At 64.2% G+C, this 16113-nt stretch carries 11 protein-coding genes and 1 pseudogene; all 12 read left to right on the forward strand.

Going from position 1 to position 16113, the window contains the following annotated elements; all coding sequences use genetic code 11:
• The first annotated feature begins 72 nt into the window (after positions 1-72).
• Complete coding sequence (gene bcoG / locus EKH55_RS10840; RefSeq protein ID WP_151611502.1) at positions 73-975, forward strand: 3-dehydrocarnitine:acetyl-CoA trimethylamine transferase BcoG; 903 nt, start codon at positions 73-75, stop codon at positions 973-975.
• 214 nt (positions 976-1189) lie between these two features.
• Complete coding sequence (locus tag EKH55_RS10845; RefSeq protein ID WP_069461470.1) at positions 1190-2680, forward strand: carnitine 3-dehydrogenase; 1491 nt, start codon at positions 1190-1192, stop codon at positions 2678-2680.
• A 183-nt stretch (positions 2681-2863) separates the two neighbouring features.
• On the forward strand, positions 2864-4024 hold the full coding sequence (locus EKH55_RS10850) for an acyl-CoA dehydrogenase family protein (RefSeq protein ID WP_069461469.1): 1161 nt from the start codon (positions 2864-2866) through the stop codon (positions 4022-4024).
• A gap of 215 nt (positions 4025-4239) precedes the next feature.
• On the forward strand, positions 4240-6303 hold the full coding sequence (locus tag EKH55_RS10860) for an acetate--CoA ligase family protein (RefSeq protein WP_151611504.1): 2064 nt from the start codon (positions 4240-4242) through the stop codon (positions 6301-6303).
• A gap of 5 nt (positions 6304-6308) precedes the next feature.
• On the forward strand, positions 6309-7091 hold the full coding sequence (locus EKH55_RS10865; protein ID WP_069461467.1) for a carnitinyl-CoA dehydratase: 783 nt from the start codon (positions 6309-6311) through the stop codon (positions 7089-7091).
• A gap of 363 nt (positions 7092-7454) precedes the next feature.
• On the forward strand, positions 7455-9044 hold the full coding sequence (locus EKH55_RS10870; RefSeq protein WP_069461466.1) for an ABC transporter substrate-binding protein: 1590 nt from the start codon (positions 7455-7457) through the stop codon (positions 9042-9044).
• Positions 9045-9046: 2 nt separating this feature from the next.
• On the forward strand, positions 9047-10159 hold the full coding sequence (locus EKH55_RS10875) for an ABC transporter permease (RefSeq protein WP_151611505.1): 1113 nt from the start codon (positions 9047-9049) through the stop codon (positions 10157-10159).
• Positions 10156-10983, forward strand: coding sequence for an ABC transporter permease (locus EKH55_RS10880; protein ID WP_069461464.1), 828 nt, complete (start codon positions 10156-10158; stop codon positions 10981-10983). Before EKH55_RS10875 ends, EKH55_RS10880 begins: the two co-directional genes overlap by 4 nt.
• Entirely contained in the window at positions 10976-12607 is a 1632-nt protein-coding gene (locus EKH55_RS10885; protein WP_069461463.1) for an ABC transporter ATP-binding protein, read from the forward strand. The genes EKH55_RS10880 and EKH55_RS10885 overlap by 8 nt, the downstream gene beginning before the upstream one ends.
• 92 nt (positions 12608-12699) lie before the next feature.
• Positions 12700-14694, forward strand: a complete 1995-nt coding sequence (locus EKH55_RS10890; protein WP_069461462.1) for a CocE/NonD family hydrolase — start codon at positions 12700-12702, stop codon at positions 14692-14694.
• A 36-nt stretch (positions 14695-14730) separates the two neighbouring features.
• The gene (locus tag EKH55_RS10895) at positions 14731-15654 is read left to right on the forward strand and encodes an alpha/beta hydrolase (protein WP_069461461.1); all 924 of its coding nucleotides are present in this window, start codon (positions 14731-14733) and stop codon (positions 15652-15654) included.
• Positions 15651-16047: pseudogene (locus tag EKH55_RS10900) on the forward strand (ACT domain-containing protein). Before EKH55_RS10895 ends, EKH55_RS10900 begins: the two are co-directional and overlap by 4 nt.
• Positions 16048-16113 lie beyond the last annotated feature (66 nt).

Genomic DNA, 16113 nt, shown 5'->3' on the forward strand with positions numbered 1-16113 from the left:
GATCCTTCCGTTTATGGAAAGCAGCGGCGACCTTTCTGGCTCGTAATGGGCTCAACGAAAAGGGAGACAGCTATGCCGCTCAGCATGAACCGAGAGGTTTTCATCACCTGCGCAGTCACCGGTTCGGGGGACACCGTTTCGAAATCCAGCCACGTTCCGGTGACGCCGAAACAGATCGCCGAAGCCGCGGTCGACGCCGCCAGGGCGGGTGCCGCAATCGTCCATTGCCATGTCCGCGATCCGGAGACCGGTGCGCCCGCCCGCCGCCTTGATCTTTACAGGGAGGTGACCGACCGCATCCGCTCCGCCGATGTCGACGTAGTTCTCAACCTGACCGCGGGCATGGGCGGCGACCTCGTCTTCGGCAATGTCGAGAGCCCCTTTCCGTTAAACGAAAACGGCACGGACATGGCCGGCGCCACCGAGCGCGTCTCCCATGTCGCCGAATGCCTGCCGGAGATCTGCACGCTCGACTGCGGCACGATGAACTTCTCGCTCGGCGACTATGTCATGACCAACACGCCGTCCATGCTGCGCGAAATGGCGCGTCAGATGACGGCGCTTGGCGTGCGCCCGGAAATCGAGGCGTTCGACACCGGCCACCTCTGGTTCGCCAAGCAACTCGTCGAGGAAGGTCTGATCGAGGATCCGGTGCTGATCCAGCTCTGCATGGGCATTCCCTGGGGGGCGCCGGACGATCTCAACACCTTCATGGCGATGGTAAACAACGTGCCGGCAAACTGGACATTCTCGGCCTTCTCGATCGGCCGCAACGCCATGGCCTATCCGGCCGCCGCGATCCTTGCCGGCGGCAATGTCCGCGTCGGCCTCGAGGACAATCTGTACGTCGCCAAGGGCCAGCTCGCGACCAACGCCCAGCTTGTCGAAAAGGCCGTATCGGTCATCGAAGGCATGGGCGCCAGGATCATCGGGCCGCAGGAGGTCCGCGAAAAGCTGAAGCTGACGAAGCGGTAAGAACACCCCTCCCCGCCCTCCCACAAGGGGGAGGGCTTACTGCGCGGTACTGCATGGGCCTGAAAGCTAGCGTCGGCACCTGTTGAGGCGTTGGGACGGAACAGCGGCAAGCACAGCGCAGCGAGGGACGAAAAGGACCTGGAGCCACCCATCCCTCCCCTTGTGGGAGGGTGGCCCGAAGGGCCGGAAGGGTTACGACGCAAATGGAGAGGGCATGACTATTATCACCAAGGCCGCCTGCATCGGCGGCGGCGTCATCGGCGGGGCCTGGGCGGCACGTTTCGTGCTTGCCGGCATCGACGTCAACATATTCGACCCGCACGCGGAAGCCGAGCGCATCATCGGCGAAGTCATGGCCAATGCCGAACGCGCCTATGGCATGCTGACCATGGCGCCGCTGCCGCCGCGTGGCAAACTCGCCTTCTGCAAGAGCATCAAAGAAGCCGTCGAGGACGTTGACTGGATTCAGGAAAGCGTTCCGGAGAGGCTGCCATTGAAGCGCGGCGTCCTCACCGAAATCGACGCGGCCGCCCGCCCAGACGCGCTGATCGGATCATCGACCTCCGGGCTGTTGCCCTCCGACCTGCAGACGGAGATGAAGCATCCGGAACGCATGTTCGTGGCGCACCCCTATAACCCGGTCTATCTACTGCCGCTGGTGGAGCTCGTCGGCGGGAAGAAAACCTCGCCGGAGACGATCAGGCGCGCGGAAGCAGCCGTTGCGGAGATCGGCATGAAGGGCGTGGTCATTGCCAAGGAGATTGAGGCCTTCGTCGGCGACCGTCTTCTCGAAGCGCTCTGGCGCGAAGCGCTCTGGTTGATCAAGGACGACATCTGCGACACCGAGACCCTCGACGATGTCATGCGCTATTCTTTCGGCATGCGTTGGGCGCAGATGGGCCTTTTCGAGACCTATCGCATCGCCGGCGGGGAAGCCGGTATGCGCCATTTCCTCGCGCAGTTCGGCCCCTGTCTGAAATGGCCCTGGACCAAATTCACCGATGTCGTCGATCTCGATGACGAACTGATCGAGAAGATCGGCGCGCAGTCAGACGCGCAGGCGGCGGGCCGTTCGATCCGCGAACTCGAGCGCATCCGCGACGAAAACCTCGTCGGCATCATGCATGCGCTCAAGGCTGGCGACGGAGGTAAGGGCTGGGGCGCCGGCAAGCTGCTCGCAGACTTCGAGACGCGCCTCTGGGCGAAGGGCGGCAACCCGTCGAAAACCTACGACACCTCGGGGCCGCTGCGCCTCGTCGACACCAGGGTCAACGCCGCCTGGGTCGACTATAACGGCCACATGACCGAGCACCGCTATCTGCAGCTCTTCGGCGATACGTCCGATGCGCTGCTGAGGCTGATCGGCGTAGACTTCGCCTATGTCGAGGCCGGCCACAGCTACTATACGGTGGAGACCCATATCCGCCATCTTGGCGAGGCGAAGCTCGGACAGGCGATTTACACGACGCTGCAGCTCCTGAGCTCCGACGACAAGCGCATCCACTTCTTCACGCGGATCCACGACGCGGCGTCCGGCGAGGTCATCGCCACCGCCGAGCAGATGATGCTGCACGTCGATGCCAGCGCCGGCAAGTCGGTGCCGGCACCCGCAGAGGTGACGGCGAAGCTGCGACCGATCGCGGACGCTCATGCGAGGCTGCCGGTGCCACAGGGTGCAGGGCGGCATGTAGGGCAGCGGCGCTGAAGGCCTTGCGGGCGGATGTGCCCCCATCCGCCCGCGGGACCTCTCCCCGCCTGCGGGGAGAGGGTTAGTCCTCGGGTTAAACCCGAGGAGAGGAGCAAAATGCAACGCCCGCAGCGGCCAACAGGTCGATGAGGAGCGATCGGCAGGCGAAAGCAAGCGAATAAAAATTGACGAGGGAGAACGATGAATTTCGCATTGACCGAAGAACAGCAGATGATCGTCGACACGGTCCGCAGCTTCGTCGAGACCGAGATCTATCCGCATGAGAACGAGGTCGAGCGCGCCGGCATGGTGCCGCGCGAGCTCGGCCTCGAGATCGCCCGCAAATGCAGGGAGCTCGGCTTTTTCGCCTGCAACTTCCCCGAAGAAGTCGGCGGCGCCGGGCTCGATCACCTCACCTTCACGCTCGTCGAGCGCGAACTCGGCCGCGGATCGATGGGACTCACCGTGTTCTTCGGCCGCCCCTCCGGCATTCTGATGGCCTGCAATGACGAGCAGCGCGAGCGTTACCTGCTGCCGGCCGTTCGCGGCGACAGGTTCGACGCGCTTGCCATGACCGAGCCGGATGCGGGGTCCGACGTGCGCGGCATGAAATGCTTCGCCCGGCCGGACGGCGGCGACTGGATCGTCAACGGCACGAAGCATTTCATCAGCCATGCCGACATTGCCGATTTCGTCATCGTGTTCATCGCCACCGGCGAGGAAGAGACGCCGCGCGGGCCGAAGAAGAAGATCACCTGCTTCCTCGTCGACCGCGGCACCCCGGGTTTCGAAATCCGCGAAGGCTACAATTCCGTCTCCCATCGCGGCTACAAGAACTGCATCCTTACCTTCGACGATTGCCGGCTGCCCTCCGCGCAGATCCTCGGCGAGGTGCACAAGGGATTCGAGCTTGCCAATGACTGGCTCTATGCGACGCGGCTGACGGTTGCCGCCACCTCGGTCGGACGGGCGCGCCGCGCTTTCGATTACGCGCTGAGCTATGCCGCGGAGCGCAAGCAGTTCGGCAAGCCGATCGGAGCCAACCAGGGCGTCTCCTTCAAGCTCGCCGACATGATCACCGAAATCGACGCCGCCGACCTGCTGACGCTTTCGGCCGCCTGGAGGCTCGATCAGGGTCTGCCGTCGAACCGGGAAATCGCTTCGGCGAAGGTCTTCGCCACCGAGATGCTTGCCCACGTCACCGACGAGGCGATCCAGATCTATGGCGGCATGGGCCTGATGGACGACCTGCCGCTCGCCCGCTTCTGGCGCGACGCTCGCGTCGAACGCATCTGGGACGGCACCTCGGAGATCCAGCGGCACATCATCAGCCGCGATCTGCTCAGGCCGTTGGGGGCTTGAGCGATGGCGACTTTTCTCGCTTGCGATGTTCAAAAGACCCCTCCCCAACCCCTCCCCACAAGGGGGAGGGGCCACACTGCCGCGCCCTCCTTCCCTGACTTGAACGGACGCCACACGTGGAGATGTCGGGTTGGGCGAGACGGCGCCGCCACGAAGCCCCTCCCCCTTGTGGGGAGGGGTTGGGGAGGGGTCTTTCCTGGCAAAGGAATCCGGAGATGACACGGATTCCCCGCTCTCTCGATCGCCTCATCCGCCCCCGCTCCATCGCGGTCTTCGGTGGCAAGGAGGCCCGCCGGGTCATTGAGCAATGCGACCGGATGGGCTATTCCGGCCAGATCTGGCCGGTCCATCCGCGCGAAGAGGAAATTCTCGGCCGCCGCTGCTACCGCTCCGTCACCGAACTTCCGAAGGCGCCGGACGCCGCCTTCGTCGGGGTCAACCGGGCGCTGACGATCGAGATCATCCGCGAACTTGCGACGCGCGGCGCCGGCGGCGCCATCTGCTATGCCTCGGGTTTTCGCGAGGCGGCGAACGAGCTTGCCGACGGCAACGGCCTGCAGGAGGCGCTGGTCGCGGCCGCCGGCGACATGCCGATCGTCGGGCCCAATTGCTACGGCTTCATCAATATGCTGGATGGCGCCCTGCTCTGGCCCGACCAGCACGGCATGCAACGCGTCGAGCGCGGCGTCGCGATCCTCACGCAATCCTCCAACATCGCCTGCAACATCTCGATGCAGAAGCGCGGGCTGCCGCTCGCCTATGTCATGACCGCCGGCAACCAGGCACAGACGGGACTTTCCGACCTCGCCTGCGCCGTCGTCGAGGATCCGCGCGTTACCGCCGTCGGGCTCCACATCGAGGGTTTCGACAGCATCGAAGCGTTGGAGCGTCTGGCGGCGCGCGCGCGGCAGTTGCGTAAGCCGATCGTGGCGCTGAAGGTCGGCAAGTCGAAGGCCGCGCAGCTTGCGACGGTGTCCCACACCGCCTCTCTTGCCGGCAATGACCGCGTCTCTTCGGCGCTTCTCGCCCGCCTCGGCATCGGCCGCGTCGACACGCTTCCGGAGCTTCTGGAAACGCTGAAGCTCCTGCATCTCCACGGCCCGCTCGATAGCGCCGATATTTCCTCGATGAGCTGTTCCGGCGGCGAGGCCTCGCTGATGGCGGATGCGGGCGTCAAGCGCCGGCTCAATTTCCGTCCTCTCAAGGAGGACCAGCGCCAGCCGCTCAAGGAAGCCCTCGGCGAAATGGTGACGATCTCCAATCCGCTCGATTACCACACCTTTGTCTGGGGCAATCGCGAAAAACAGAGTGCGGCCTTCGCCGCGATGATGCGGGGCGGTTATGCGCTCAACCTGATCGTGCTCGATTTCCCCCGCCTCGACCGCTGCGACGCCGCCGACTGGGTGACGACCTGCGAGGCGGTGATCGACGCAGCGAATGCGACCGCCGCCGCTGCCGGAATCGTTGCCAGCCTTGGTGAAAACATGCCGGAGGAAACGGCGCTCTCGCTGATCGCGGCGGGCGTCGTGCCTTTCTTCGGCATAGACGAGGCGCTCGCCGCCGCCGAGACCGCCGCCTCCATCGGCGCCCTCTGGAGAAAGCCCCCTCTCCCGCCGCTCGTGACGACGGCGGTTTCAGAGGGCGAAGCCGAAACCCTGACGGAGGCCGAAGCCAAAGCGGAACTCGCGCGAGCCGGCATAGCCGTTCCGCCGGGCAGAACCGCGCAATCGCCGGCGCAGGCGGCGAATGCCGGCGACGCGCTGGGCTTCCCCGTTGCGCTCAAGCGCCTGGGCGTCGCACACAAAACTGAAGCCGGCGCGGTCAGACTGGATCTCGCCTGTCGCGATCAGGTGCTTGCCGCGGCCGAGGCGATGGCCTCGGGCGCATCCGGCTATCTGGTTGAGAAGATGGTCGCCAAACCGGTCGCGGAGGTGATCGTCGGCGCCACGCGCGACGCGGTCGCGGGCCCGGTGCTCACCATCGGCGCCGGCGGAATCCTGGTGGAACTGCTGGACGACACGGCGATCCTGACGCTTCCGACGACGGAAGAGGCAATCCGCGAAGCCATTGATGGCCTGAAGATCAGCAAACTGATGGGGGGCTATCGCGGCGCTCCGCAGGCGGATGTCGCATCTCTCGTAAAAACTGTCGCTGCCGTGGCATCCTATGTCGTTGCAAACGCTGCGAAACTCGACGAACTGGATATCAATCCCATAATGGTGTTGCCGGACGGCCGCGGAGCCGTTGCCGCCGACGCCCTGATCCGCCGGAGGAAATAGCGCCTATGACCGGACCGATCCACACCCGTCGCGAAGGCGGCATCCTCGAAGTCACCATCGACCGGCCGAAGGCGAACGCCATCGACTTGAAGACGAGCCGGATCATGGGCGAAGTCTTCCGGGATTTCCGCGACGATCCGGACCTCCGGGTAGCCATCGTCACCGGTGCCGGCGAAAAATTCTTTTGCGCCGGCTGGGACCTTAAGGCCGCGGCAGCGGGCGATGCCGTCGATGGTGATTACGGCATCGGCGGTTTCGGCGGCATGCAGGAACTGCGCGACCTCAACAAGCCGATCATCGCCGCCGTCAACGGCATCTGTTGCGGCGGCGGCTTGGAAATCGCGCTGTCGACGGACCTGATCCTCGCCGCGGAGCATGCAAGCTTTGCGCTGCCGGAGATCCGCTCGGGCACGGTCGCCGATGCCGCCTCGATCAAGCTGCCGAAGCGCATCCCCTACCACATCGCCATGGACATGCTGCTGACCGGCCGCTGGCTCGAGGCCGGCGAGGCCCATCGCTGGGGCTTCGTCAACGAGATCCTGCCGGCCGCGCGGCTGATGGAGCGCGCCTGGGAACTCGCGCGCCTGCTCGAAAGCGGACCGCCGCTCGTCTATGCCGCCATCAAGGAAGTCGTGCGTGAAGCCGAGGGCCGCGACTTCCAGACGACGATGAACAGGATCACCCGCCGACAGTTCAGGACGGTCGATGTGCTCTATTCGAGCGAAGACCAGTTGGAAGGGGCGCGCGCTTTTGCCGAGAAGCGCGATCCGATCTGGAAAGGGCGATAGGCAGGTGCCGCGAAGTCCCAGGGCTTTGCGATCAGAACCTGCGGCAAAGCCAAGGAATCTAAGCAGATAATCGTGGGTAAACCCATGAATATCTGCTTAGAATGAAACGACCGGCCGCACGTCGACGAAGAACGGCCCCCATAGACAGACTTTATGGGAAGAATTGATAAACTGGGACGTTACAAGCTGCATCCAACTGGCTAGCCTTAGCAGCAGCGGTGGCCCTGAAAGAACAGGAGGACGGGCAAGAAGATACTCGAACAGGCTAGAAGCCGCCTTGAGCCATTACAAAATGGCGAAGCGCAACAGTCTCTGACGATAGACAACAAACGGCGAATGCCGGCTAAAGAAGGGAACAGGGGAATGAGCGATTACAAGGACTATCTGACACGACAGGTCATGCTGGGCAAAATGAACCGGCGCGAATTTCTCGGACGCGCGGCCGCCCTCGGTATAGCCGCGTCGACGGCGAACACGCTTTTCGCGACCAGTGCCGCAGCGCAGGAGCCGAAGCGCGGCGGTCACCTGAAGCTCGGCCTCGAGGGCGCAGCCGCCACCGATTCCAGGGATCCGGCGAAGGCGCTGTCGCAGTTCCTGTTCGTCGTTGGCCGCAACTGGGGCGACACCCTCGTCGAAAGCCATCCGACGACCGGTGCACCGGTGCCGGCGCTTGCCGAATCCTGGGAGCCTTCCGCCGACGCGTCGACCTGGACCTTCGCGATCCGCAAGGGCGTCAAGTTCCACGACGGCAAGGAACTGACCGTCGACGACGTGGTCAAGACGCTGCAGCGCCACACGGACGAGAAGTCCGAGTCGGGCGCGCTGGGCGTCATGAAGTCGATCAAGGAGATCAAGGCGGACGGCGACAAGCTGGTGCTGGTGCTGACGGAAGGCAATGCGGACCTGCCGCTGCTTCTTTCCGACTATCACCTGATCATCCAGCCGAACGGCGGCCTCGATAATCCCGACGCGATGATCGGCACCGGTCCTTACAAGGTCATGAGCTTCGAACCGGGCGTGCGCGCCACCTTCGAGAAGAACGCCGACGACTGGCGCACGGACCGCGGCTATGTCGATTCGGTCGAACTCATCGCCATGAACGACGCGACGGCGCGTATCGCCGCGCTTTCCTCCGGCCAGGTGCACTTTATCAACCGTGTCGACCCGAAGACGGTGTCTTTGTTGAAGCGGGCGCCAACCGTCGAGATCCTGAACACTTCCGGCCGCGGCCACTACGTCTTCATCATGCACTGCAACACCGCGCCGTTCGACAATAACGACCTTCGGATGGCGCTGAAGCTGGCGATGGATCGCGAGACCATGGTCCAGCGCATCCTTGGCGGCTACGGCAAGATCGGCAACGACTTCCCGATCAACGAAACCTATGCCCTGTTCCCGGAGGGGATCGAGCAGCGCACCTACGATCCGGACAAGGCCGCCTTCCACTACAAGAAGTCGGGTCACAGCGGATCGGTCCTGCTGCGCACGTCCGACGTCGCCTTTCCGGGCGCGGTCGACGCGGCCGTTCTCTATCAGGCGAGCGCAAAGAAAGCCGGCATCGACATCGAGGTCAAGCGCGAACCGGGCGACGGCTATTGGACCAATGTCTGGAACGCCCAGCCCTTCTGCACCTCCTATTGGGGCGGTCGGCCGACCCAGGACCAGATGTATTCGACCGCCTATCTGTCGACGGCCGACTGGAACGACACCCGCTTCCTGCGCCCGGATTTCGACAAGCTCCTGCTCGAGGCACGTTCCGAACTGGATGAGGCCAAGCGCAAGGAGATGTACCGCACCATGGCGATGATGGTGCGCGACGAGGGCGGCCTGATCCTGCCCATGTTCAACGATTTCGTGAACGCGGCGAGCAAGCAGGTGAAGGGCTATGTCCACGACATCGGCAACGACATGTCGAACGGCTATGTCGCGACCCGAGTCTGGCTGGACGCCTGACGATGGCAAGCGGACCAATGGCTGGTCCGGTTCCGACGGATGAGACCGCGCGCGAAATCGACGCGCGGTCCACCGACCCTTCCGGAGTGCCAGCAAACCCCACAGCCGCCGTCGCCACGGGCGAGATCGGCGGCACGTTCTGGCGGCTTTTCGTCTTTCGTCGTCCGCTCGCGGCGCTGATCCTCAAGCGCCTCGGGCTAAGCGTTGGACTGCTCTTCGCCGTGTCGCTGATGATTTCCGGCGGCATCGAGGCGCTGCCCGGCGATTTCGCCACCACCTATCTCGGGCAATCGGCGACGCCCCAGGCGGTGGAGAACATCCGACGGGATCTCGGCCTCGACCGGCCGTGGAGCGAACGCTACTTGAGTTGGCTCGGCGGCGCTGTCACGGGCGATTTCGGCACCTCCTGGGCGAGCAAGCAATCCGTCAGCGAACAGATCGGCAAGCGGCTCGGCAATTCTCTCTTTCTCGCCTTCTTCGCGGCACTCGTCTCGGTGCCGCTTGCCGTCGGCCTCGGCATGGTGGCGGTACAGTTCCGCAACCGCATGCCGGACAAGATCATCAATGTGATCTCGCTTGCGGCGATTTCACTGCCGGAATTCTTCGTTGGCTATCTTCTGATCATGGTCTTTGCCGTCGAATGGGGCGTCGCCACCTTCCCGGCCACCGTCTATGACAGCATGGCGCTTGCCGATCGGCTGTCGGCGATCGCGCTTCCCGTCGCGACGCTCGTGCTGGTCGTCCTTGCCCACATGATGCGCATGACGCGGGCGGCGATCCTCAACGTGATGTCCTCGGCCTATGTCGAGACGGCGGAACTGAAAGGGCTCAGCACCTTCCGCATCATCGCCCGTCATGCCGCGCCGAATGCGGTGGCGCCGGTGATCAACGTCATCGCACTCAACCTCGCCTATCTGGTCGTCGGCGTGGTCGTCGTGGAGGTCGTCTTCGTCTATCCGGGCATGGGGCAATACATGGTCGATGCGGTGACGGTGCGCGATATGCCGGTCGTGCAGGCCTGTGGCCTCATTTTCGCAGCCTTCTACATCTTCCTCAACATGGCGGCCGACATTCTCGCCATTCTCGCCAATCCGAGACTGAGGCATCCGCGATGAACGTGAAATCCATACCAATCAGCGCCTGGGTTGGCATTGCCGGCATCGCCATTGCGATCCTCTGCGCGGTCTTCGCGCCATTTCTCGCCCCCTTTGGCGAGCGGGAAATCGTCGGCGAGATCTGGATGCCGGCCGGTGGGGAATTCCTGCTCGGAACCGACAATCTCGGGCGCGACCTGCTCTCGCGCCTGATCTATGGCGCCCGCACCACCATCCTCGTGGCGCTGGCGGCCACCGTACTTTCCTTCGCGCTTGGCATGATCTTAAGCTTCGCCGCAGCCGTGATGGGCGGCTTCGTCGACCAGCTGTTTTCGCGCTTCAACGACCTGATGATGGCGATCCCGACACTGATCTTCGCCCTTGTCGTGCTTGCCGTGCTGCCACAGCACCTCTGGATCCTGATCCTCGTCATGGCCGTGCTCGATTCCACCCGCGTCTTCCGCATTGGCCGTGCCGTGGCGCTCGATGTCGCGGTGATGGAGTTCGTCGAGGCGGCAAGGCTGCGCGGCGAAGGCTCGCTCTGGATCATTTTCCGGGAAATCCTGCCGAACACGCTGTCGCCGCTGCTCGCCGAATTCGGCCTGCGCTTCGCCTTTTCGATCCTGTTCCTCTCCACGCTCTCCTTCCTCGGCCTCGGGATCCAGCCGCCGGCCGCCGATTGGGGCGGCATGGTCAAGGACAACAAGGACGGCATCATCTTCGGCATCTCGGCCGCGCTCGTGCCCGGTGCCGCGATCGCCACGCTTGCCATCTGCGTCAACCTGGTCGTCGACTGGCTGATGAAGCGTACTTCGAGCCTGAAAGGAGGCCGCGGCGATGCCTGATCTGCTTTCCGTAAAGAACCTCAAGATCGAGGCGACGAGCTATCCGCCGGGCGAACCGCCGAAGGTGGTCACATTGGTCGAAGGCGTTTCCTTCGAGCTCGAGAAGGGCAAGGTGCTGGGCCTGATCGGCGAATCCGGCGCCGGCAAGTCGACGATCGGCCTTTCGGCGCTCGCCTATGGCCGCGGCGGCGTCCGCATCACCGGCGGCGAAGTGCTGCTCGACGGCAAGGACATCCTGAAGCTCGACAAGACCGGCATCCGCATGATCCGCGGCGCCCGGGTCTGCTACGTCGCCCAATCCGCCGCTGCCGCATTCAACCCGGCCCACAAGCTCGGCGACCAGGTGATCGAAGCCTCGCTCCGCCACGGCATCATGACGCGCGAGGAAGCGAAAGAGCGCGCGCTCTATCTTTTCCGCGTGCTCGGCCTTCCCAACCCGGAAAACTTTGGCGAGCGCTATCCGCACCAGGTCTCCGGCGGGCAGTTGCAGCGCGCCATGACCGCCATGGCGCTCTGCCCCAATCCGGAGTTGATCGTCTTCGACGAACCGACGACGGCGCTCGACGTGACGACGCAGATCGACGTGCTCGCGGCCATCAAGCACGCGATCGAGGAAACGCGTACGGCGGCGCTCTACATCACCCACGACCTCGCGGTGGTGGCGCAAGTTTCCGACGACATCATGGTGCTGCGCCATGGCAAGACCGTCGAATACGGCACGACGAAACAGGTGATCGAAGCCCCAAAGGAAGACTATACGCGGGCGCTGGTCAGCGTCCGCCAAACGAAGCGGGCAGAAGCCGAAGACCAATCCGGCACACTTCTCAAGATCGAGCATGTCCATGCCGCCTATGGCAACGGCTTCAAGGTGCTGCATGACGTCTCGATGCATCTGCCGAAGGGCCAGACGCTGGCGATCGTCGGCGAATCCGGCTCCGGCAAATCGACCCTCGCGCGCGTCATCACCGGGCTCCTGCCGCCGACCGAGGGGCGGATCACCTTCGAGGGCAAGGAGCTGCCGAAGGCTCTGAAGAGCCGGACACAGGAGGAACTGCGCCGGATCCAGATGATCTACCAGATGGCGGACACGGCGATGAATCCGCGCCAGACGGTGCGCGACATCATTGGACGGCCGCTCTCCTTCTATTTCGGAATGCGAGGCGCGAGGAAGACCGAACGTATCAAGGAACTGCTCGACCAGATCGAGATGGGATCGCGCTTCCTCGACCGCTATCCCGCCGAACTGTCCGGCGGCCAGAAGCAGCGCGTCGCGATCGCTCGGGCGCTCGCCGCCGAGCCCGAGCTCATCCTCTGCGACGAACCGACCTCGGCGCTCGATCCGCTTGTGGCCGAAGGCATCCTGAATCTGCTTCTGAAGCTTCAGGAGGAAACCGCTGTTTCCTATGTCTTTATCACCCACGACATCGCCATCGTCCGAGCCATTGCCGATAGCGTCGCCGTGATGCATCGCGGCCGGCTGGTTCGCTTCGGGCCGAAATCGAAGGTACTGTCGCCCCCCTTCGACGACTATACCGACCTCCTGCTGAAGTCGGTTCCGGAAATGGAGATCGGCTGGCTCGAAAGCGTGCTCGCGACTCGGCGCATGGAAAGCGCCGGGAATTGACGGCAGGCGGATCGGCGGCGCGCCCTTTTACGCCCGCACGCTCCTTCCGCTGCTTAAGATAGTGCGCCTTCAGGTGCATCTCGAGGAACTGCATGACCGACCGCAACTTCACCGTCATCGAAAACGAATGGATCGCGCTCAAAGACGGGACTCGGCTTGCCTCGCGCATCTGGATGCCGGAGGGAACCGAGCAGAACCCCGTGCCGGCGGTGCTCGAATTCCTGCCTTATCGCAAGCGCGACGGCACCAGTGCGCGCGATGAATCCACCTATCCCGGCTTCGCCGCAGCCGGCATCGCCGGCGTTCGCGTTGACATCCGCGGATCGGGCGAATCCGAAGGCGTGATCGACGGCGAATACACGCCGCGCGAGCTGTCCGACGCATCAGAGATCATCGAATGGATCGCCGCGCAACCCTGGTCGAACGGCAAGGTCGGCATGATGGGCATTTCCTGGGGCGGCTTCAACGCGCTGCAGGTGGCCGCCCTCAAGCCGCCGGCCTTGAAGGCGGTGATCTCCATCGCCTCGACCGTCGACCGCTACAATGACGACATCCACTACAAGAACGGCTGCCATCTCTCCGCACAGCTCTCCTGGGCTGCGACCATGCTCGCTTACCAATCGCGCTCCCCCGATCCGGAACTCGTCGGCGAACGCTGGAAGGAAATGTGGCTGGAGCGGCTGGAGAACGAACCCTTCTTCCTCGAGGAATGGCTCGAACACCAGCGCCGCGACGACTTCTGGCGCCACGGCTCCATATGCGAAGACTTCGACGGTTTCCCGGTTCCGGCTCTCGTCATCGCCGGCTGGGCCGACGGCTACCGCAACACGCCGATCAAGGCGATCGAGGGTCTGGGCGACAGGGCCAAGGCGCTGATCGGCCCCTGGGTGCACAAATATCCGCATTTCGCCTGGCCGAAGCCGCGGGCGGATTTCCTCAGCGAGGCGATCCGCTGGTGGAACCGCTGGCTGCGAAACGAACGGAACGATGCCGAGCAGCTGCCGCAGATGCGCGCCTATATCCTCGACGGGCCGAGACCGGCGCTCCGCCGCGATGAGGATGCCGGCCGATGGATCGCCAAGGATGTTTGGACGGCACCCGAGATGCGCTCCTTCGGCATTGCCCGCGACGGCAGCCTCGCCAGCGGCCGTTCGAGAGAAGGCATCGGCGACGTCTACCTCCGTTCGCCGCTCGACACCGGCACGGCCGCCGGCGAGTATTTCACCCTCAAGCCGGACGCGGAGCTGGCGGGCGACCAGCGCATCGACGATGCCGGCTCCCTCACCTTCGAGACGCATCCTTTGCTCGAGGCCGAGGACTATCTCGGGCAACCGGTCCTCAGCCTCGACGTCAGTTGCGCCGCCGCGACCGCCAACCTGATCGCACGCCTCGTCGACGTCCATCCGGACGGCACGGCGACCCGCGTCTCCTTCGGCGTGTTGAACCTGGCCCACCGCAACGGCAATGCAAAGCCGGTGCCGATGGAGAAGAACCATAGGACGCGCATCACTCTCGTGCTCGACGCCTGCGGCTATCGCTTCCGCGCCGGTCATCGTATCCGCCTGTCGCTGTCGACATCCTATTGGCCGATGATCCTGCCGAGCCCAAGCGATCCCGGCCTGACGGTCGACACGGAGAGCCTGTCGCTTTCGCTGCCGCTCCTCGGGGACCATCGCGAAATCGTCGTGCCGCAGCCAGCCAATCCCAACCCGCTGCCGCATTATATCGCGCACTCGCAGCCGCAGACCCGACGGACGGTCGAACGCGACATGACGCGGGGCGTGACCCATTACACGATCTATGAGGACACAGGCCTCGTCGAGCACCCCGATACCGGCAATGCGACACAGGACATACGCTGCGAAATCTGGTCGATCGCCCCCGACGATCCGCATTCTGTGACGGGCGTCTCCACCTGGACCTGTACCGCCCGGCGCGATGGCAGATCCTTGAAGACGATCTCGAAGTCGCGACTTTCCTGCACCGGGAGCGAATGGATCACCTCGGCCAAGGTCGAAGCGTTCGAGGAGGAGACAAAGATCTTTGAAAAGACCTTTGAGAAGCGCATTCGACGGGACCTGATGTGAGGCCGTGGATGTCGTAAGCCTTGCAGAGGATGGAGGATGGATCTGCACCGTTCGAAACCGATGCCGGCCGAGCCGGAAATTCTCGCCTTCCATGTGCGTTGCGAAGCCTTCTATCCGGCTGACGCCGTGAATGCTTCCGTGGGGGATCAGCGGCGATACTACGACGCGCTTTGCGCCGAATTCGATGCGCCGACACCGGACGGGCTGACGCGGCGAGATGCCCGCATCGGTGGGCGGATTCCGGTCCGTTATTACCGGCCGGCGGAGGTCGCGACCGAGGCGCGCATTATTTATCTCCACGGCGGTGGCTTTGTCGTCGGTTCGCTCGACAGCCACGACGCCATTTGCGCAGAGCTGGCGGACAGAACGCGGGCGGAACTGGTCTCGGTCGACTATCGGCTGGCACCGGAGCATGTCTGGCCCGCGGCCCACGAGGACTGCTACAGCGTGCTCGAGACGCTGATCGCCGAGGGCAGGCCACTGGTGATCGTCGGCGACAGTGCCGGCGGCAATCTCGCGGCCGGCCTCGTGCTCAGGGCCAGGTCGGAAGGGCTTGCCGGCATCGCCGGACAGGTGCTGATCTATCCCGCGCTCGGTGGCGATCTCGTCGGCGGCTCCTATGTCGAAATGGGTGAAGCGCCCGGGCTTTCGACGGCGGATGTCGCCTATTACCGGGAGATCCTGAGGGCACCGGCGGCCGATGTCTTGGCGCACCCGCTCAAGGCGAAGGACTTCGCCGGGCTGCCGCCAACCTATATAACCGCCGCCAGGTTCGACCCCTTGCGCGACGACGCACGCACCTACGCGGCTGAGCTTGCTGCCGCGGGCGTCGACATCACCTTTCGGGAGGAGCCGCAGATGATCCACGCCTGGCTCCGGGCGCGGCATGTGAGCCCAGGAGCGCGGGAGGGCTTCCGCCGCCTCGTCGATGGCGTGGCGAGACTGGTCGGAACGGCATGAGCGCAGCCGGAGAGACCGACCTCGCACGACTGCTTGCGCAGATGAATCCGATCCTGCGCGAGAACGAATATGTCTATTGCAGCGTCCAAGGCGACGTCGAGCGCTGGATCCCGCTCGAACCGATTGGCACTTTCCGCGAGGCCGAGGGCGTGACGCTGATCCTTGAGCGCTCGCGCGCCGAAGCCGCCCGGCTGCCCTATGGTCCCGTGTTGCGCCTGATCACGCTCGGCGTTCATTCTGCGCTTGAGGCGGTCGGCCTCACAGCGGCGGTCTCGGCCGCCGCTCGCGCGCCAAGGCATCAGCGCCAATATCGTCGCCGCGTTTTACCACGACCACATCTTCGTGCCGGCTGCGGATGCAGCGCGGGCCCTGGAAGCATTGCGGGCGCTGTAGCCCGGCTTCGCTTAGCTCAAAGCAGGTGGAACAGCCCAACACATGGACTTGCGTTCCCTGCTCCGG

The organism is Sinorhizobium alkalisoli (genome assembly GCF_008932245.1).
GTDB lineage: Bacteria > Pseudomonadota > Alphaproteobacteria > Rhizobiales > Rhizobiaceae > Sinorhizobium > Sinorhizobium alkalisoli.